Origin of the sequence: Sphingobacterium sp. DR205, assembly GCF_011064245.1 — a bacterium.
GTDB classification, from domain to species: domain Bacteria; phylum Bacteroidota; class Bacteroidia; order Sphingobacteriales; family Sphingobacteriaceae; genus Sphingobacterium; species Sphingobacterium athyrii.
The window spans coordinates 2,290,405-2,309,346 of sequence record NZ_CP049333.1 but is presented as its reverse complement, the minus strand read 5'-3'; the positions used below and the strand labels follow the sequence as shown (position 1 = coordinate 2,309,346).

The 18,942-nt window shown below is 41.5% G+C and carries 22 protein-coding genes; 9 read left to right on the top strand and 13 right to left on the bottom strand.

The features are described from left to right. Positions 1-26: 26 nt before the first annotated feature. Together G6053_RS09665 and G6053_RS09660 are read left to right on the top strand one after the other, a co-directional pair. Positions 27-1,337, top strand: a complete 1,311-nt coding sequence (locus G6053_RS09665; RefSeq protein WP_165306306.1) for a Gfo/Idh/MocA family oxidoreductase — start codon at positions 27-29, stop codon at positions 1,335-1,337. A 13-nt stretch (positions 1,338-1,350) separates the two neighbouring features. Further along, on the top strand, positions 1,351-2,103 hold the full coding sequence (locus G6053_RS09660) for a DUF1080 domain-containing protein (protein WP_165306305.1): 753 nt from the start codon (positions 1,351-1,353) through the stop codon (positions 2,101-2,103). 87 nt (positions 2,104-2,190) lie between these two features. Here G6053_RS09660 and G6053_RS09655 read toward each other — a convergent pair whose 3' ends face one another. The 4 genes from G6053_RS09655 to G6053_RS09640 are packed head-to-tail and all read right to left on the bottom strand — an operon-like array spanning position 2,191 to position 5,068. Continuing rightward, positions 2,191-3,036: a hypothetical protein gene (locus tag G6053_RS09655; RefSeq protein WP_165306304.1), complete on the bottom strand. Its 846-nt coding sequence runs from the start codon at positions 3,034-3,036 to the stop codon at positions 2,191-2,193. Further along, positions 3,033-3,416: a GntR family transcriptional regulator gene (locus tag G6053_RS09650; protein ID WP_108632294.1), complete on the bottom strand. Its 384-nt coding sequence runs from the start codon at positions 3,414-3,416 to the stop codon at positions 3,033-3,035. Before G6053_RS09650 ends, G6053_RS09655 begins: the two co-directional genes overlap by 4 nt. A gap of 1 nt (position 3,417) precedes the next feature. Further along, positions 3,418-4,233 (bottom strand): hypothetical protein, encoded by an 816-nt coding sequence (locus G6053_RS09645; RefSeq protein ID WP_165306303.1) that lies wholly within the window; start codon positions 4,231-4,233, stop codon positions 3,418-3,420. Next, positions 4,217-5,068, bottom strand: coding sequence for an ABC transporter ATP-binding protein (locus G6053_RS09640; RefSeq protein ID WP_165306302.1), 852 nt, complete (start codon positions 5,066-5,068; stop codon positions 4,217-4,219). The genes G6053_RS09645 and G6053_RS09640 overlap by 17 nt, the downstream gene beginning before the upstream one ends. A 737-nt stretch (positions 5,069-5,805) precedes the next feature. Between G6053_RS09640 and G6053_RS09635 the strand changes: the two genes are divergently transcribed. Further along, a complete protein-coding gene (locus G6053_RS09635; protein ID WP_108632297.1) occupies positions 5,806-6,279 on the top strand; it encodes a hypothetical protein in 474 nt (157 codons plus the stop codon). Here G6053_RS09635 and G6053_RS09630 read toward each other — a convergent pair whose 3' ends face one another. The 3 genes from G6053_RS09630 to G6053_RS09620 are packed head-to-tail and all read right to left on the bottom strand — an operon-like array spanning position 6,280 to position 9,058. Then, positions 6,280-7,056, bottom strand: a complete 777-nt coding sequence (locus G6053_RS09630) for an enoyl-CoA hydratase-related protein (RefSeq protein WP_108632298.1) — start codon at positions 7,054-7,056, stop codon at positions 6,280-6,282. Positions 7,057-7,063: 7 nt separating this feature from the next. Next, the gene (locus tag G6053_RS09625; RefSeq protein WP_108632299.1) at positions 7,064-7,903 is read right to left on the bottom strand and encodes a hydroxymethylglutaryl-CoA lyase; all 840 of its coding nucleotides are present in this window, start codon (positions 7,901-7,903) and stop codon (positions 7,064-7,066) included. A 9-nt stretch (positions 7,904-7,912) separates the two neighbouring features. Next, positions 7,913-9,058 (bottom strand): acyl-CoA dehydrogenase family protein, encoded by a 1,146-nt coding sequence (locus G6053_RS09620; protein ID WP_108632300.1) that lies wholly within the window; start codon positions 9,056-9,058, stop codon positions 7,913-7,915. Between the two features lie 153 nt (positions 9,059-9,211). Here G6053_RS09620 and G6053_RS09615 point away from each other — a divergent pair, with 153 nt between their 5' ends. Next, positions 9,212-10,819, top strand: a complete 1,608-nt coding sequence (locus tag G6053_RS09615) for an acyl-CoA carboxylase subunit beta (RefSeq protein ID WP_108632301.1) — start codon at positions 9,212-9,214, stop codon at positions 10,817-10,819. A gap of 211 nt (positions 10,820-11,030) precedes the next feature. Here G6053_RS09615 and G6053_RS09610 read toward each other — a convergent pair whose 3' ends face one another. From G6053_RS09610 to G6053_RS09595, 4 genes are all read right to left on the bottom strand, one after another. Then, positions 11,031-11,690, bottom strand: coding sequence for a 3-oxoacid CoA-transferase subunit B (locus G6053_RS09610; protein ID WP_108632302.1), 660 nt, complete (start codon positions 11,688-11,690; stop codon positions 11,031-11,033). A 3-nt stretch (positions 11,691-11,693) separates the two neighbouring features. Continuing rightward, positions 11,694-12,395 carry a CoA transferase subunit A gene (locus tag G6053_RS09605; protein WP_165306301.1) on the bottom strand — a complete coding sequence of 234 codons (702 nt, stop codon included), beginning with the start codon at positions 12,393-12,395 and terminating at the stop codon, positions 11,694-11,696. A 148-nt stretch (positions 12,396-12,543) separates the two neighbouring features. Then, a complete protein-coding gene (locus tag G6053_RS30750; protein ID WP_241254969.1) occupies positions 12,544-12,831 on the bottom strand; it encodes a hypothetical protein in 288 nt (95 codons plus the stop codon). A 167-nt stretch (positions 12,832-12,998) separates the two neighbouring features. Beyond that, positions 12,999-14,045 carry a ferredoxin--NADP reductase gene (locus tag G6053_RS09595; RefSeq protein ID WP_165306300.1) on the bottom strand — a complete coding sequence of 349 codons (1,047 nt, stop codon included), beginning with the start codon at positions 14,043-14,045 and terminating at the stop codon, positions 12,999-13,001. A 177-nt stretch (positions 14,046-14,222) separates the two neighbouring features. Here G6053_RS09595 and G6053_RS09590 point away from each other — a divergent pair, with 177 nt between their 5' ends. Further along, positions 14,223-14,939 carry a superoxide dismutase gene (locus G6053_RS09590; protein WP_165306299.1) on the top strand — a complete coding sequence of 239 codons (717 nt, stop codon included), beginning with the start codon at positions 14,223-14,225 and terminating at the stop codon, positions 14,937-14,939. Between the two features lie 62 nt (positions 14,940-15,001). Here the strand turns inward: G6053_RS09590 and G6053_RS09585 are convergent, their stop codons facing one another. Together G6053_RS09585 and pyrE are read right to left on the bottom strand one after the other, a co-directional pair. Then, the gene (locus tag G6053_RS09585; protein WP_108632306.1) at positions 15,002-15,400 is read right to left on the bottom strand and encodes an SRPBCC family protein; all 399 of its coding nucleotides are present in this window, start codon (positions 15,398-15,400) and stop codon (positions 15,002-15,004) included. A gap of 19 nt (positions 15,401-15,419) precedes the next feature. Then, complete coding sequence (pyrE, locus tag G6053_RS09580) at positions 15,420-16,070, bottom strand: orotate phosphoribosyltransferase (protein ID WP_077435452.1); 651 nt, start codon at positions 16,068-16,070, stop codon at positions 15,420-15,422. A gap of 22 nt (positions 16,071-16,092) precedes the next feature. Here pyrE and G6053_RS09575 point away from each other — a divergent pair, with 22 nt between their 5' ends. The 4 genes from G6053_RS09575 to G6053_RS09560 are packed head-to-tail and all read left to right on the top strand — an operon-like array spanning position 16,093 to position 18,939. Then, the gene (locus tag G6053_RS09575; protein ID WP_241254968.1) at positions 16,093-16,680 is read left to right on the top strand and encodes an NUDIX domain-containing protein; all 588 of its coding nucleotides are present in this window, start codon (positions 16,093-16,095) and stop codon (positions 16,678-16,680) included. Between the two features lie 57 nt (positions 16,681-16,737). Further along, positions 16,738-17,454, top strand: a complete 717-nt coding sequence (locus G6053_RS09570; protein WP_108632308.1) for a 3-ketoacyl-ACP reductase — start codon at positions 16,738-16,740, stop codon at positions 17,452-17,454. A 26-nt stretch (positions 17,455-17,480) separates the two neighbouring features. Continuing rightward, positions 17,481-18,545, top strand: coding sequence for an NADH:flavin oxidoreductase/NADH oxidase (locus G6053_RS09565; RefSeq protein ID WP_241254967.1), 1,065 nt, complete (start codon positions 17,481-17,483; stop codon positions 18,543-18,545). 1 nt (position 18,546) lies between these two features. After that, positions 18,547-18,939 (top strand): VOC family protein, encoded by a 393-nt coding sequence (locus G6053_RS09560; RefSeq protein ID WP_108632309.1) that lies wholly within the window; start codon positions 18,547-18,549, stop codon positions 18,937-18,939. The last annotated feature ends 3 nt before the right edge of the window (positions 18,940-18,942 follow it).

Here is an 18,942-nt window from a genome sequence, read left to right as displayed (position 1 = left end):
TATATTCATAACCATAAAATATAAAAATGTCACTTCATTCGGATAACCACCCAGAACACAATTCAAGAAGGTCCTTCCTGAAAAAATCCAGTATTATTGCGCTCGGAACTTCACTACCGACCTCTACCCTGCTATCTTTTACGGATCAATCCAAAGATCAGATTATTAAAGTAGGATTAATAGGCTGTGGCGGCAGGGGTACCGGTGCAGCCATACAAGCTTTACAGGCCGACCCGAACTGCCAGATTACTGCAATGGCAGATGTTTTTCAGGATCGCATGGATGAATCTTACGCTGCTTTAATGGAAGTCCGTCCGAAACAGGTAAAAATAGACAAAGGAAACAAATTTTTGGGATTCGACGCATACGAAAAAGTCATCAATAGTGATGTGGATGTCGTCTTGCTAACCTCGCCCCCAGCATTTAGACCACTTCATTTAAAAGCTGCCGTTCAAGCAAAAAAACACATCTTCTGTGAAAAACCGATGGCGGTCGATATCCCCGGATTACACAGCGTCCAACAGTCGGTAAAAAAAGCTAAGGAATTAAATTTATCGCTTGTCTCTGGTTTTTGCTTCCGTTACGACCTCCCAAACCGGGCTACATTTACCAAGGTACTGGAAGGAGCGATAGGCCAGGTAAAATCAGTCAGCACATTTCGGTACGGCGGTGAAGCAACTTATATCGAACCTCGCCCGGAATGGAATAAAATGACGCAGCAAATGAGAAATTGGTTTTATTACAACTGGCTTTCGGGTGATTTTATTGTAGAACAGGCCGTACATAGTCTAGACATGATGTCTTGGGCCATGGGCGATGTCATGCCCATCTCCGCAATGGGTACAGGAGGCCGACAAGTCCGCATAGATCCAAAGTATGGAAATATCTATGATCATTTTGCCATTGAATTTAAATATGCAAATGGCGCAATCGGAACGCACTTCTGTCGACAACAAGCCGGAACCACGCCAAGAAACTCGGTAAGTATGCTCGGAACCGAGGGTGTCGCTGAAGTCGTGATCGGCGGAAAGCATACCATATCCGGGAAAATAGGCTGGGACTACACCGGTACAAAAAACAACATGTACCAGACACAACATGATGAGTTGTTTGCGTCAATACGAAGTAACAAACCAATCAACGATGGCGAATGGATGAGCAACAGCACCCTCTTGGCGATATGGGCGCGAATGGCCGGCTATACAGGCCAAAATTTGACATTTGACCAAGTAATGAATTCAAAAGAAAACCTTGGTCCTGAATTAGCTTCCTATAATTGGGAACTCAATGTCGATGGTCCGCCAATTGCCATTCCGGGGAAGACGAAATTTAGTTAAGTAATAAAACCTGATGAAAAGACTTATTTATACTATTTTTAGCATCTTATTGCTTAACAATAGCAACCTCATAGCGCAAACCAAAACCTTATTCGATTTTGGTCAGGAAATCCAATGGGAAGATTGGATATCAAATAAGAAAAACTCAAAAACAATACATTGGATCAATGTCAATACGGATCCGGACACTTGGCTTATCAAGAAAGATCTGCTCATCTGCAAAGGAAAACCAATAGGTGTTATACGCTCCACAAAGCAGTATGAAAACTTTATGATTGAGGTTGAATGGAACCATCAGTATGCGGGCGGTAATTCAGGAATTTTCGTCTGGTCAGACGCAAAACCCGACCCGTCGGGTAGACTTCCTGGAGGCGTCGAAGTACAAATGCTCGAATTAGATTGGGTAAATCAAAACCTTATGGATGGAAAACAGGCACCGATCGCCTATGTACATGGCGAGCTTTTTGGTGTAGGCGGTGTCACAACAGTTCCGGACAATCCCAGAGGCACACGCAGCAAGTCCATTGAAAATAGAGCTAAGGGAAAAGGCGAATGGAACAAATACACCATTGTATGTATTGATGGCACCATTAAATTAGCGGTCAATGGAAAATTTGTCAATGGCCTACGTAATTCAACCATAAAAAAAGGCTACCTCTGTCTCGAATCTGAAGGATCAGAGATTCACTTCCGTAATTTCAAACTCATCGAACTGCCCCCCGGTATCACAAGTGACCAACAAGTTGTACCGAGCATCACCCCATAATCGTTAATACAAAAAAAGGTCAACATTCCCACGGAGGGAATGTTGACCTTTTTTACCAGATACCCACAACAAAATTAGAAAATCTTGCTATTTGATCAGACCCCGTAGCGCATGCACGGGCAAATCTATTTTCGTATCGTTTGATAGATTTCCTTGCAATGTGTTCCACTGCAAGCTATCCAGCCGAACAGAAGATACCCCTTCCGTCTTGATATCCAACACATCAACTTTGGACTTATCACCCTTTCTATTGAAATAGATCTCCGAATTCTTAGCAAAAATATGAGCTGTCTTGTAATCAACACGTGGCAATCCCAGCATCGTATTCGTTGCCTCAACGAATAAATGATTGACAGGCGCCGTATTTTTGTCATCGCGGTATCCAAAATCTTCGATATGCGAGTTTGTCAAAATCAAATTAAGCGTATTTATCGCAGTTTCTCCGCTTAATGAAAGACTTTCAATGCTATCACCGACAATGGTAATTTTATCCAGCTTCGCCGAGAATTCATTCACACCGGTATTTTGCAATTTTAATAGGCTCAGATCCGGCGCAAAAACATAAACAGATTTGTAATATCGATCACCGCCCTCCAAAAAATCCAGGGAAAGGAACCCGTCTCCATCCACCTTTGCCTTTACAAAATCAGCCTGGCTCTTATTGATCTTTACCAGAAACTTATCGCTTTTTACCAGGTACAGATTTATCCCCCTCGCATCCGAACCGAGTAGCTGAAGCTTGTCAAATTTCCCGACTGGGAAGGATCGAAAATAAACATCCTTTGCATCTGCGCTTGACACTTCTTTGTCCATCTCCGCATGATAGACGTTTGTATCTACCCGATTGGTCCTGACAATATAAGAGGCCACCAATGTTGGAACGGCAAAAAGGATTATTGCGAGCCCTATCAATAATTTAGTACTTAATTTCATGATTCATTTTGATTAAAATTCTGTTCAACAAACTGTCTGTAACGTTGCTCCAATTCACTTAGACCAATTTCCAATAAATAGATATTCCGAAAGAAAGGCGGAAGATCCTCTTCCAAAAAAATGGTCTTCCTGTAGGATTTAACCTTTTTGACAGAATCTTCGGTCAGGAAGAAACCGATCCCGCGTTTATTCGCGATAATCTCCTTCTGCTGCAGTAGATCGTATGTCCGCATAACGGTATTTGGGTTCACCTCCAGCTGAACGGCCAGTTCCCGTACGGATGGCACCTTGTCGTTCGTTTTCCAGGTTTCCATTAAAATATGATCACATACATATTCCGCAATTTGTAGATAAATCGCTTTGTTGGCATTAAATTCCATATTAAATCTCCTTCTCTTTTAGCCTTAAAAAGGCAAGCCCCCACAATATCACTGTGAGCACTATTCCTGCAGCGGTGATTAAACCAAAAATGTGATAGACATCTGACCAATAATTATCATCCATACGCTGCACGGTGTTTTCCGTTTGCGTTTTCATCAGGTACACAAAAAAGCATATCCAGATCACGCAGTAAAGAACAAGTGAAATGGCTGTTTTGATATATTGATAATTCTTAAAGACAATACCACCCAGTAAAAATACCCCATTCAACAAGAATGGTAAAAAACATAAATAAAAAACTCCTCTTGGGTAATCCATACTAAAATAATATGACCAAAAATCCACGGTAACCTGCTCACCAAGCGAATTTACCTCGGTTCTTATAGCTGAGCCAAAGCCACGTAAATAAGAGACAAAGGCCAAATCGATCAGGTAATAGATCAATAAGTAAGAACTGATGCTAACGACCACCGTATAGAAAATCCCCACCAGAAATTTTTCCAGTCGGGAGGCCGGTATCATCAATTCAAAAATTGCTTTTGTCTTACTCCCGAGATCCGCAAAATAGCTACTCGAGATTACGGTAACAAAAAACATCCCTAAAACACAAAACAACGGTGATCTAAAGTTTAACACCGAATAAACTTGGACAGATTCATTTTTTATGTCATTATAATTTGCACCGATATTGAACGCATAAAAACAAAATATAATGCCTGCTATCACCCCTATTGCCATCAGATAAATTCGTCCAAAACCGATCCATTGCCTGCGGATCAGCGCAAAAAAACGAGTTGTATTAAATAGGTTTGACATATTCATCGACTTTAATAAGATTTGTAATTTTTTCCTTCTGCACCAAAACGGCATTGAACAGCAACTCCAGATCTAGTTTGGAATCCTCCCCCAGTGTATTTGGAAGAATCGCATTGAAACCTCCAAGCGCTTCTTCCGCATGGAGCACATCAAAAGACAGCTCTTTCATCTTTTTGAAACAGAGTTTATCAGTAATCAGGTTAATGGGTGCATTCAACGCAACCTTATGCTCATCAAGCAAAATGACCGCATCAATCAAGTTATCCAGATCACGCACCTGATGGGTCGAGATAATTACACAACGGTCGTCTGTAATAGCCGAAGCCATAATTTTACGAAATTGTGCCTTAGAGGGAATATCCAGACCATTTGTGGGCTCATCCATGATAATGATTTTCGTATTGGAAGCCAAACCAAAGGAAATAATGTATTTTTTCTTCTGGCCATAGCTCATCTCCGCCAATTTTTGTTCCACCGGAATTTCAAACTCATTGATCAGGCGATAAAAATATTCTCGGTCAAAATTTGGATAAAAACCAGCATTGGCTTTTAAAAATTGTTCCGACTTTACTGCGGGCAAATAAAACTCCTCGGGAATAAAACTGATCTCCCGCAACAGCGAAGGTTCCCGTCGATTTGGGTTATGCCCCAAGACCTCGACATGCCCCGAAACAGGAAACACCAGACCGGCCATGTTCTTAAGCAAAGTAGACTTGCCCGCCCCATTCTTTCCAAGTAATCCGTAAATATGCCCCTGCTCCAATGTGAGATCCATATGAAGAAAGAGTGGTCTGGATTTACTATAACTGAAATTTAGATTTTGGATAGTAATCATACTACTGTATTATTTAATTAATACACTAATATAGATACTAATTTCCCAAGTTTCCAAAAATTATTTTAAAAAAAATAACGCTTTCAAAGTTTAAGGGGATCGATGGCGTACTTCCTATAAAACCCAAACTCACGAAGAAAAAACAAAACAAATACTTTATATAAAACAATTTATAACAATGAATAATAATGTATTAAATATTAACATTGCGAAATTCATAATGAAAAAAATAGAATAATCACACTTGATTTGGCTTACGAGCTAAAGTACATTCATCGAAAAAAAACTCATATAAACCCCGTAGAAAGCGTTCGTATTTTTTTTCAACAAAACACCCACATGCGTACTAAAAATAGCTTAAAACGCTTAAAAAGCACGTAAAACAGCCATAAACACCTCAACCCTGTCTCCTTAGTTACAATTTGAGATATTCAATAGGAATTTTGAGTCGAACCGTTCAATTTGCAAATACAAAAAACACATTTGTAAGCCAAAAAACGACATTAACCTTAAGTTAATAGGAGGCACTATTAAAATTTAAAAAATTAAAAATCAAATGAATAAAAAGATTATATAAACATAAAAATCACCATACATCTATCCTATTTACTTCCCTATTTCTTCGACCAATGTTAACACCGGACACACGCTTTATTTCTCAGACCGATCTATTTACCGCGGTTAAATTCGGACTACTGATGTGATTTTTTTCATTTTATACGCATCTTTGCCATGTGATGACTTCGATTTACCCTTTCATTTTGGCACTGCATTCCACCTGGCGATGGATTGTTTTGATTATTTTTATAAGTAGTTTACTACGTTTTACTTATCAAAAAAAGAACAAGCGTAGCTTCACCCCTACTGATAATCTCCTAAAAAATTCGGTTATTTTCACGTTTTATACACAGGCATTATTGGGTATCATACTCTACATATTAAGTCCGATCACACAGTATTTTCTGACTCATTTTAACACAGCCGTACACTTGAGACAGATTCGTTTTTTTGGAATGGAGCATAGCAGTATGATGCTTCTCGCGGGCATATTTCTACTCATCGGTAGTCTAAAAAGCAAAAACGCCGATACGGATGATCGACGTTTTAAAATACTATTAATCTGGTTTGGCCTTGCTTTACTGATTGCCCTGAGTTCTATCCCCTGGGAATTTTCCCCGTTGACCAGCAGACCAAGCTTCCGTTCGTTTTGATTAGCTATTCTTCCAATGCCCTTTTCGTTTATCGCGCATTGCTGCCATTCCTTCCTGGAAATCGGCTGTCTCGCGAAGCTTGGCGAGCTCATCCAGCAGAAAGGCATAGTTATCCGCCTGCGGATTTTTTTTCAAGTGACGAAGCGCCTCAAAACCCCTTGAAATAGCCAAGGGTGCATTCGCTACAATAGCGTCTTTCAAGACTTCCAATTCAGCTTCCCCAGGTTCCAAAACTGCATACAGCAACTGCTTTTCCAAGGCTTCCGCGGCGGAGAAGGATCCCCCACGGATACAAAGGTCCATTGCTCTCCTTTCGGGCATATATTCTAGCAGCAAAGCCAGCACCTGAAATGGAAAAAGCCCAATCTTCACTTCAGGCAGTGTAAACCGCACATCTGGCGTAGCAAACAAATACGTACAGGACAGTGCTATCAAAAATCCGCCCGCAATAACGTCACCCCGAACCACACAAATGGATGGCTTATTTAGCTGCGCAAACAATTCGGCCAGCGACTTCCCTACTTTTGGAATACCGGGATTTCCGATATCTACCGTAGGATCTTCGAAAGCCTTTAAATCCATCCCTGCGCAAAATACCGGCCCCTCAGCTTCGACCTGTACCAAACGAACCTCTGGATCACTGTTAGCGACTTCCAGGGCGTAAGCAATCTCACTGACCATTGTTGGACTAAAGGCATTCCTTTTCTCTGGCCGGGCAAGGATCAATATAAATACATGCTGTTCGCGACGTATCTTTATGAAGTTTAATTTTTCCATGATTTATCTACAAGATCATTTGTCTGAAACTGTCTTCCAAGCGTGCTCTTTCGGTCAGGCTACCTCGACCGAAAAGATCCAGTAAAATTTCAGAAGGGATATTTCCAACCAGGTCATCTTTGGCAAAAGGGCATCCACCATATCCTAATAAGGCCCCTTCAAACTTACGGCAACCGGCATCATAGGCCGCACGAACCTTCGCAAGACTATCTTCCCGTTTTGCGTGAAAATGTGCACCAATGGCTAACTGCGGATATCGCGTCCGAACAAGACCATAGAGATCGGTAATCTGTGCCGCATTCGCCTCAGAAGTTGTATCCGCCAAGGAGAATTCCGTAATACCAAACTGCATGAGCTTATCAATCCATTCCTCAACCAGTACCGCAGACCAAGGATCGTTATATGGATTGCCAAACGCCATACTGATGTAGACGACCAGTACCTTGCCATGGGCATCAGCCAATGCCTTCATTTCCTTCAATTGCTGATAAGATTCTTCCAGTCCTTTATTCGTATTCCGCAACTGAAAGGTTTCTGATATCGAAAATGGGTAACCTATCAAATCTATTTTTGCCTCCTGAACGGCATCCTGAACTCCCCTCAGGTTGGCGACTATTGCCAATAACTTTACGCGATCATCTTTTTTAACTCCGGCCAGCACTTCTTTGGTGTCAGCCAACTGGGGTACTGCCTTCGGAGAAACAAAGGAGCCAAAATCTATCACATCAAACAGACCACTCTCAATCAACCTATTGATATGTTTAATTTTCTTATCCGTTGCAATAAAATTATGCAATCCCTGTATAGCATCCCGCGGACAATCGACCAATACAACCTGATCTTTCATACGGTATAATTAAATATCTTTTTCAATTTCCCGGGCAATCACCATCTTTTGAATGCTGGAAGTCCCCTCTCCTATTGTACAGAGTTTGGCATCGCGAAAGAACTTCTCTGCGGGATAATCTTTCGTAAACCCATACCCTCCAAAAATCTGCACAGCTTCATTGGAAACGCTTACTGCTGCCTCCGAAGCATATAATTTGGCCATTGCACCAATTTTAGACACACGTTCGCCATGATCTTTGAGATAACCAGCCTGACGGGTCAGTAGTTCACTGGCCTCCACTTGAGTAGCCATATCTGCCAAGGCAAATGAAACGGCCTGAAAGTCGTAAATCTTCTTTCCAAATTGCTCTCTTTCATGTGCATATTTTAGCGCACATTCATAGGCTCCCCGGGCAATACCCAGCGAAAGCGCCGCAATAGAGATCCTACCACCGTCTAAAAGTTTCAATGCCTGCACAAATCCTTGCCCCTCCTCACCAATCAGCTGATCGCGGTGTATTCTACAGTTGTCAAAAAACAGACATGCCGTTTCTGAAGCACGCATGCCTAATTTATTCTCCTTTTTTCCTGCCGTAAAGCCAGGAGTGTCTTTTTCAACGATAAATGCAGACATTCCCTTTTTATCGCCCTTTTCCCCCGTGCGTGCAATCACAACGGCAACACTCGAGCTAATGGCGTGCGTAATAAAATTCTTTGAACCATTCAACACATAGTAATCCCCATCCCTTTCGGCAAAGGTGGTCATACCACCGGCATCCGAACCGGACCCCGTTTCCGTAAGTCCCCAGGCACCGATCCATTCTGCTGTAGCCAGCTTTGGAAGATAACGTCGCTTCTGGTCTTCATTGGCAAAACTCAAAATATGATTGGTACATAAGGAGTTATGCGCCGCAACCGAAAGTCCAATCGATCCACAAACTTTGGAGATTTCATCCAACACCGTGATATACTCCTGATACCCCAGGCCCGAACCTCCGTATTCCTCGGGAACGATAACGCCCATGAAACCATGTTCACCTAATTTTTTAAAAACTTCTATTGGAAATATCTGGGCTTCGTCCCATTCCATCACATAAGGTTTGATATGATGCTGTGCAAAATCACGTGCACTTTGTCTGATCATATCCATTTGTTGTTTATTTTCAATAAACATAAGCATGAATATTAAATTTACAATCGGTAATACAATTCAAATATATCAAAATATTTAGGAATAAAATTGCAAATATTCTAAAATTTTATTTTAAATTTATCTAAAAATAAGAAATTCTTAATTATATCGCTTTTTAAACCAGAATTATAAACTATGAAGGAGCTGCTCGCATTACTTCACCAAAAAAGAGAAAATCTAAAGCTCGGTGGTGGCATCGATAAAATCAAAAAACTAAAAGAAAAAGGTAAACTGTCGGCTTGGGAAAGAATAACCTACTTACTGGATGCTGACCGCGAGTATCTTGAGATTGGCATGTTTGCAGGAGAAGGTATGTATGTTGAGCATGGCGGATGTACCAATGCAGGCTGTGCCGCCGTGATAGGTTACGTTAAATCCAAACTTTGTGTTATCGTCTCAAACGATGCGACCGTCAAAGCCGGAGCTTGGTTTCCCATTTCAGCCAAGAAAAATCTGCGCGCACAGGAAATCGCCATGGAAAATAATCTTCCGATTATCTATCTCGTGGATTCCGCGGGTGTCTTCCTTCCGATGCAGGATGAAATTTTCCCTGACAAAGAACACTTTGGGCGGATATTTCGCAATAATGCGCGTATGTCCTCCATGGGCATTCCGCAGATTGCCGCTATTATGGGTAGCTGCGTCGCTGGAGGAGCCTATTTACCCATCATGTCGGACTACGCTTTCATCGTCGAAGGTACTGGATCGGTCTTCTTAGCCGGCCCTTATCTGGTTAAATCGGCTATCGGTGAAACCGTAGATGCAGAGACACTGGGTGGAGCTTCCACACATTCTGAAATATCGGGTGTTACAGATAATAAGTTCCCCGACGACCAGAGTTGTCTTACAGCCATTAAAAATGTTATTGACAAAATCGGTGGTCATGCAAAAGCGAACTTCAACCGAAAGGAAAGCCTTCCGCCAAAAACAGATCCCGAAAAAATTATAGAAATTCTTCCGGAGGACCGCACCAAACCCTATCGGATGCAAGATATTCTCGAGGCAATTGTTGATGCGGACACACTGGAGGAGTATAAACCCGATTATGGTAAAACAATTGTCTGTGCGCTTGCACGTGTAGATGGCTGGGCAGTAGGTATTGTCGCCAACCAACGGGAGATTATCAAAGCTAAGAAACCCGGTAATGCGATAGAAATGCAAATGGGTGGTGTTATTTATAGTGACTCAGCAGACAAAGCTGCACGCTTTATTATGAACTGCAACCAGCAAAATATACCCCTTGTCTTCTTTCAGGATGTCACTGGATTTATGGTCGGCAGTCGGTCCGAGCAAGGCGGAATCATTAAAGATGGTGCTAAAATGGTCAACGCGATGGCAAATTCCGTTGTCCCTAAATTTACTTTCATCGTAGGCAATAGCTATGGCGCGGGAAATTATGCCATGTGCGGGAAGGCCTATGATCCACGCTTGATCTACGCCTGGCCAACGGCCCAAATGGCTGTCATGAGCGGTGCTGCAGCTGGTAAAACGTTATTTCAAATTCAGGAATCAGCATTAAAAGCCAAAGGGAAAGAAATCAATGAAGAAGAAAAAAACAGCCTTCTCAAGTCTATCGAAGATCGATATAATGAACAATTAAGTCCTTATTATGCTGCTGCCAGGCTCTGGGTGGACGGCATTATCGCACCGCAGGAAACCCGAAAGGTAATCAGCATGGGCATAGAAGCCGCTAATGAAAAACCTATAGTCGAGCGGTATAACGTCGGTGTAATTCAGGTATAACTATAATACAAAAAACGTGCAGAAGATAATAGCTGCCCTAGTAATTAATAGCCCTCCTATATCATTCGATACAGGAGGGCTTTATTTAAAGGGTTCCACAAACCTTTTATTGTTTATATCTTCGCCATGTTTTACTGATGATTTCAAAATCAGCCAGCCCCCACTTTGTTTTACTGTGCTGCAAATCCATTTAATTGTAGCATTTTTTTACTTAAAAAACCATTTCGGGTATATTTTCATCGGCAATTAATTTTCCAGCGGTTGCAGTTCTTATTTCATCAACACTTACACCTGGAGCTCTTTCTAAAAGCTGGAAACCTCCCTCTGGTAGAATTTCGTAAACGCCTAATTCAGTGACAATTTTTTTTATGCACTTTACGCCTGTTAATGGAAGTGTACATTCGGGGAGAAGTTTGCTTTCACCACTTTTATTAACTTGTTGCATGGCAACGATAATATTTTTGGCAGAGGCGACAAGATCCATCGCACCACCCATTCCTTTTACCATTTTTCCCGGGATCTTCCAATTAGCGATATCACCGTTTTCGGAAACTTCCATAGCACCTAAAATGGTTAAATCTACTTTTTGGGCTCTAATCATCCCAAAACTTAGCGCTGAATCGAAAACTGCCGAACCTGGCAATGTGGTAATGGTTTGCTTGCCCGCATTAATCAAATCTGGATCTTCACTGCCTTCAAAAGGAAAAGGCCCCATCCCCAGAAGTCCATTCTCGGATTGCAAAACCACATTAACGCCTTCTGGAATGTAATTAGCTACCAAAGTTGGAATTCCTATACCTAGGTTAACGTAACTATTATTTTTAATTTCTTTTGCAATACGTTGTGCAATTTGTTCTTTAGATAGTGCCATAATTTAGTTTTTAGGTCTTACGGTTCTTTGCTCGATTCTCTTTTCGTAATGTTCTCCCTGAAAAATTCTGTGAACATAAATTCCTGGAGTATGAATTTCGTCTGGATTTAGTTCGCCAATCTCTACCAATTCTTCAACTTCGGCAATGGTTATTTTACCAGCCATAGCCATTACAGGATTAAAGTTTCTAGCTGTAGAACGAAAGATAAGATTGCCTGCTTTGTCGCCTTTCCAAGCTTTAACAATAGCAAAATCGGCATCGAAAGCATATTCCAAAAGATAATCTTTGCCTTTAAAGTTTCTCACTTCTTTGCCCTCACCTATTTCGGTTCCAACGCCTGCTGGCGTATAAATGGCAGGCATTCCGTACCCTGCAGCCATACAACGTGTCGCCAAAGTCCCTTGCGGGATTAGTTCTACTTCCAATTCTCCGCTTAGAAGCTGCCTTTCGAATTCGGCGTTTTCGCCAACGTAAGATGAAATCATTTTTTTGATTTGCTTTTTTTGTAAAAGTAAGCCTAAACCAAAATTATCCACACCCGCATTATTAGAAATACAGGTTAAATCTTTCACTTCTTTTTTTACCAGCTCGGCAATAGAATTTTCGGGAATGCCACAAAGCCCGAAGCCACCTAAGATTATGGTCATTCCGTCTTCGATGCCATTGCAGGCTTCTTGTACATTTTTTACTGTTTTATCTATCATTATTAGCGTTATTTGGTTAAAAGTATCTCAAACTGATGTTTGGTTTTATCATTAATAGGATTTCCTAAATCAACTGAATAACATTAGGCCACATCTCCTTTGCTCACCATCTCCACCGTCGTATGCATGTAGCGTAATGGTGGTGAAATTAACGATGAAGGAACCCATAGGAATGTGCAAATGCATTGGTATCTGTACCCGTTTCACGACGAAACACATGCTCTGCGCAGTTTAACGTTGCTCCACTGAACCATTTCGTTCCGATAAAACTAGCGCTGTCCGCGGGGCGGGTTAATATATGCGCGGTCGACCATCCCCAGAGCTCGTGATAAGACGCAAAGGATAATTGATATCGCTGTTCGACATACTGTTTGAATCTATTGATCTCCGATTGAGATTGCTGCTCTTCTGTCGGGCTCCAGAGTAATTTTCCCATAATAGTTGGATATAAAAAACGGTTATATCCAAACTTAGCTAAATTTGCTTTGAAATGCAATTTTTATTGGGACTCAAACAGAACAAATAGACAACATCAATTACTTTATTGAAATATTATTCTGAAATACCCGCAGTTCATCAAATAAACGAGGTAAAGATCCCCCTTTAAAGCACCTCGATCTCGGTTCCGTCCACAAGCGGGTGACCGGTACACAGCAGGATTCGTCCATTCTCCATTTCACGGTCTGTTAGCACTTCGTTGTAATCCATTCTCACTTTTCCTTTGGAACATTGTGCAATACAGGTACTGCACATACCAGACTTACAGGAATAAGGCAGTTTTATTTTATGTTCAAGTCCTACATCCAAAATAGATTTATTGAAGGGAATCTCCAGATCGTAGGTTTCACCTTGAAAACGCAATTTGATCCGATAGGAGGTCATATCAACGACCCTTTCAGATTCGTCGTCATCATCTTCCTCATTTTCGGGCAATAAGAACGTTTCTCTTTTGATCTGATTAGCATCAAAGCCCATTCCCAAAAGTGTGAAACGACATAAATCCATATAAATCACCGGCCCACAGGTATAACATAGTGCATCCTCTTTTGGACCCACGAGATGATCCCTGACAATGGAAAGAATATAATCCCTGTTCAGCCGTGCTTTCATCAGATATTTACTGTTGGAATAAATCCAGACAATCGTTAGACGATCCGGGAACCGCTTGGCCCATTCCTCCAATTCCTCCCGAAAGGGTGTCTGATCAGCAGATCGATTACTGTACACCAACACGACCTTAGACTTCTCTTCAACAAGGAGTGCCGTTTTAAGAATCGAATACAAAGGCGTTATACCAATACCGGCAGCAAAAAGAAATAAAGTCCTTATTTTATATTGCTCGGGCTCATAGGTAAATAACCCCTGCGGCTCCATGGCCTGAACGATATCCCCTTCGGCAACAGTGTGATGAAGCAACCTCGAAATTTCGCCATTTTCCACACGTTTTACAGTGATGCTTAACGGTTCGTTATAATCCGGGGAACTATTAAAAGAATAAGAACGACGCACCTCCCGATCACCAAATAAAAAGGAAAGCGTAATAAATTGACCAGCTTTATAAGGAGGATAGTCGCCATCAGGAGATTCCAGCTGAAAAGTAATATTATTATTGGGCTGAGGAATTATCTTTGCTATTCGTAATGCGTACATAGGCCAAATATACTGTCGAATTTTGGCTTACACAAATGAAAAAACCGGATTCGAAAGCGGCTTTTTAAGATGCACTATATAACAATTTTGTTGTATTACAATTGACAGACAATTCTCGTACAATAATTGTAGAATTTCACGTTATATTTATATCAAAACTAATCATAATAAGATTATATGCAAACACGCAGAAACTTCCTTCAAAATGCAGCAAAAGCCACATTGGGTATTGCTGTATCTGGATCAATATTACAAGATATTGCTTCCGCGAAAGAAACTGAATTAAATGCCGCTACTTTAAAGTTTTCCCAAATCAAGTTACCTTTCAGTTATGCCGCATTGGAGCCCAATATTGATGCCCTAACGATGGAAATCCATTATACAAAGCACCATATGGCCTATATTAATGCCGTCAACGAGGCCATTGTTGCCGAATCCATCAAAGAAACTTCAGAAGAGCAGCTTTTAGCTAATATATCCAAATATTCCGCGAAAGCCAGAAATAATGCAGGTGGTGCCTGGAATCACAATTTCTTTTGGGAAAGCCTCTCCGACAAAGCAAGCCAACCTTCGGAAAAACTGTTGACCATGATCAACAAGACCTTCGGTTCAATCGACAAATTCAAAGAGCAATTTGCCGCAGCAGCAACCACGCGTTTTGGTTCGGGATGGGCATGGTTGATCCTCGACGATTCAGGAAACCTGAAGATAACGTCTACGCCAAATCAGGACAATCCATTAATGGATGTTGCGGAAGTAAAAGGTATCCCAGTGTTGGGTCTCGACGTTTGGGAGCATGCTTATTACCTGCATTATCAAAACAAAAGAGCCGACTATATCAAAAATTGGTGGAACGTCGTCAACTGGAAAAAAGTAAATGAGCGAATAGCATAACATAAAAAAAGCTCGATCTAACGATCGAGCTTTTTTTATGTTATAATCGGTCACAAGACTTACTATCCCAGCACTGCTTTCAGTTTGTTTACCTGAAAATCGATCAGCTTTTGAAGCGGACCTGTAGCGATCATTTTCATCATCATATTTAAATCGGCATCAATCACAAAAGTCGCTTTGGTCACCGTATCTGATATGGCCTGCAGTTCCCAGCGTAAGGTAACCTCAAATGGTGCCTTTTCGGAAGGGATGAGCTTAATCAATTGATTGACTACCCGTTCTTCAACTTTTAATGCCAATTTCGCCATATTTTGAATGGTAAATCGGGCTTCGTCTGCTGTTGAAGACCAATTATAAATATTTTCAGGCATTAACTGTTCGTGATTATTGAGATCAGTCAAAAAAGCAAATACTTCGCCTACATTCCTGTTGATTTCTGTGGTATTCTGAATGGTAGTCATAACGGTAAATTATTGATCTTTATTGAAAGTTTTCACCCCATCCCGCAGGGTTCAATCGCCACTTTTTCAAAATTTCAACATCCTCTTCCAATACGTAGCTATTTTCGGCTGCGACCTGAATTAGTGCGTCGTAGTTACATAGACTGAAATAAGGACATTTTGCATCTGCAAAATTATCTGTCGCCTGTTGCAACCCATACGTAAATATGGAAACCAATCCAACAACATTGCAACCTGCTTCGCGCAATGCTTTAACAGCGATCAGGCTACTTTTACCTGTTGAAATTAAATCTTCAACCACAACGACGCGTTGACCACTAACAACTTCGCCTTCAATCATATTTTGACGGCCATGATCTTTCGCTGAGCTTCTAACATAAGAAAACGGTAGGCCTAAATCCTGCGCTACCAGCACTCCCTGTGGAATACCTGCCGTAGCAACTCCAGAAATCATATCTACTGATCCAAACTCTTCTTGAATAAGCTTAGAAAGCTTCTGACGAATATACGTACGTATTGCTGGATGAGATAAAGTGATACGGTTATCACAGTAAATTGGAGACTTCCAACCCGACGCCCAAGTAAAAGGACTTTTAGGTTGCAATTTTATTGCTTTAATTTGCAATAAGGATTCAGCAACTTTTTGTTCAACCTCATTTAAATTATTCATGGCGCAAATTTATAAAATTTATATGAACGAAACCGTGCTAATTTTAGCAGATTTTGTTCCTTCGAAAACCGAAAACACGCAAACAATTAGTATTCAAGACATTGAACTTCAAAAACTTTTCAAACAATCTGAAATTGATAAAGCTCCAAAGACCTATCTCTACGTCAACAAGGATTTCGAGACCGTATTTCAAAATTTAAAAAGCAAGCTTAAAATCATCAAAGCAGCTGGCGGACTGGTCAAAAATGGTGATGGAGATTATCTTTTTATTTACCGCTTGGGCAAATGGGATCTCCCCAAAGGCAAGGTTGAAGATAATGAAAAGATGAAAGAAGCCGCCGTACGTGAAGTAGAAGAAGAATGTGGTATTAAAATAAATTATTTAGGCAAGAAGATTACCACATCATACCATACTTACTATTTACGCAATGGCGAGTTTGTATTAAAAGCAACAAACTGGTATGAAATGGGCGTTAATAAAGTTCCGAAATTGATCCCTCAAACAGCCGAAGATATTACAAAAGCAGAATGGCGTCACGTGGACCAATTTGATGAAGTGCGGGCCAATACCTACCCCATTATCGAAAACCTCATCAAAAAGCTTAAATAGGCTGTCTTTTGAGGTTCATCTGACAGTAATCCGGCAGATCATTCTTATTTTTATCGTATGGAAAATATAACAGGAAAAAGGGCTTTAGTTACAGGTGGGGCCAAAGGTTTGGGCAAGGCCATTGCCATAGCATTGGCTAAAGAAGGGGTCCACGTAGCGATTACAGGCAGAAACGAAACTGCATTGAAACAGACCGTTGCCGAACTGGCGGAATTAGGGACCGAGGTTACCTACGCAGTATTTGACGTGGCTGACAACACTGCCGTGCAACAGGAAGTTAAAAATCTCAATGATACCTTTGGCTATTTTGATATTTTAATCAACAATGCGGGTATATCTTCCTTTTCCTCGGTGATGGATATGGACGTTAATGACTGGACGGCGATTATCAATGTTAATCTGCTGGGAACCTATTTTGTTACAAAGGCTATCCTGCCACAACTTATTGAAAAAAATCAAGGCGACATTGTGATGGTGTCTTCTACCGCTGGACTGAATGGCGCGGCTACCACATCGGCCTATAGCGCTTCAAAATTTGGCGTTATTGGATTTGCTGATTCCTTGATGCGTGAAGTACGTAAAAACAACATCCGGGTATGCACCCTGATGCCGAGTACCATCGCTTCAGATATGTCTAAGGATCTTGGCCTCACGGATGGAGACCCTGAAAAGGTATTGCAACCGGAAGATTTTGCGGAGTTAATTATCGCAAATTTAAAATTACCACGAAGAGCAATGTTGAAATCAGCCTCTTTATGGTCCACAAATCCATAAGAAACAAAAAGACGAATAAACAAAACATGATGAGTCAACTATTCTCTGCCATAGACATCGGTCCTTTAAACCTGAAAAATCGTTTAGTCGTTTCCCCGATGTGCCAATATTCAGCTGAAGAAGGCTTTGCAAACAACTGGCATCTTGTTCATCTTGGCCAATTTGCAATCGGCGGTGCTGCGGCAGTCATCCAGGAAGCAACCGCCGTGACACCCGAAGGTCGAATCAGTTACGGAGACCTCGGGATATGGGATGACCGGCATATTGACAAATTAAAAGAGATAACAGCTTTTATCCGAGCAAATGGCGCTATACCCGGTATTCAAATCGCACATGCAGGCCGTAAAGCCAGCAGCAACAAACCTTGGCTTGGTCGTGGTCAATTTGCCCCATCAGATCCGCTAGGATGGCAAACAGTCGCTCCGTCTGCACTGACTTTCCATTCTGGAGATTACGTCCCTCAGGAGCTTAAAACAGCTGAAATCGAGCAGCTGATCGAACAGTTCGGTCAGGCAACCAAAAGAGCCATTCAAGCTGGTTACGAAATCATCGAGCTCCACGCTGCCCATGGCTATCTTATTCACCAGTTTCTCTCCCCCCTGAGCAATATACGAACCGACAGATTTGGTGGTACTTTTGAAAATAGAATACGCTTCCTGCTGGAAATCATCAAACGGGTAAAACAGGAAATATCGACGCAAAGCTTATGGGTACGTATTTCTGCCACAGATTGGGCCCCGGATGGCTGGGATCTGGATCAATCCATAGCCTTGTCTCAGGTTCTGACCGAGCAGGGAGTCGATATCATCGATGTATCGAGTGGCGGAGCGGTTTCCCATCAAAAAATTGATCTTGGCCCTGCCTATCAGCTTCCATTTGCACAGGCGATCAAAGAAAAAACCGGAAGTAAAACTGCTACTGTTGGACTCATTAAAACAGCGGCTCAAGCCGCCGATATTGTCGCTCATGGCCAAGCCGATCTCATTATGATCGCAAGGGGCTTTTTGGATGACCCGCATCTTCCATTGCACTTTGCCAAAGAATTATCCGTAGATATCCCTTGGCCAAAACAGTACGAAAGAGCAAAATAAGATGAAATTAAGCTTAAACAAAATACACCATATTGCCATTATATGCAGGGATTATCAGCGGTCAAAAAAATTTTATACCGAAGTCCTGGGACTGGAAATTTGGCAGGAGCATTATCGGGTAGAACGCGATTCCTATAAACTGGATTTAAAACTTAACGATACCTACATCATCGAGCTGTTTTCCTTCCCCAATCCTCCGGCCAGACCTAGTTTTCCCGAAGCGGCTGGTTTAAGGCATCTCGCTTTTGAGGTCGATAACCTGGACGCGGAAATACTTAAATTAGAGCAGGCAGGCATTACGCATGAAGGAGTAAGAATTGACGAACTGACACAAAAAAGGTTCACTTTCTTTACCGATCCCGATCAGCTTCCGATAGAACTGTACGAGCGTTAGAAA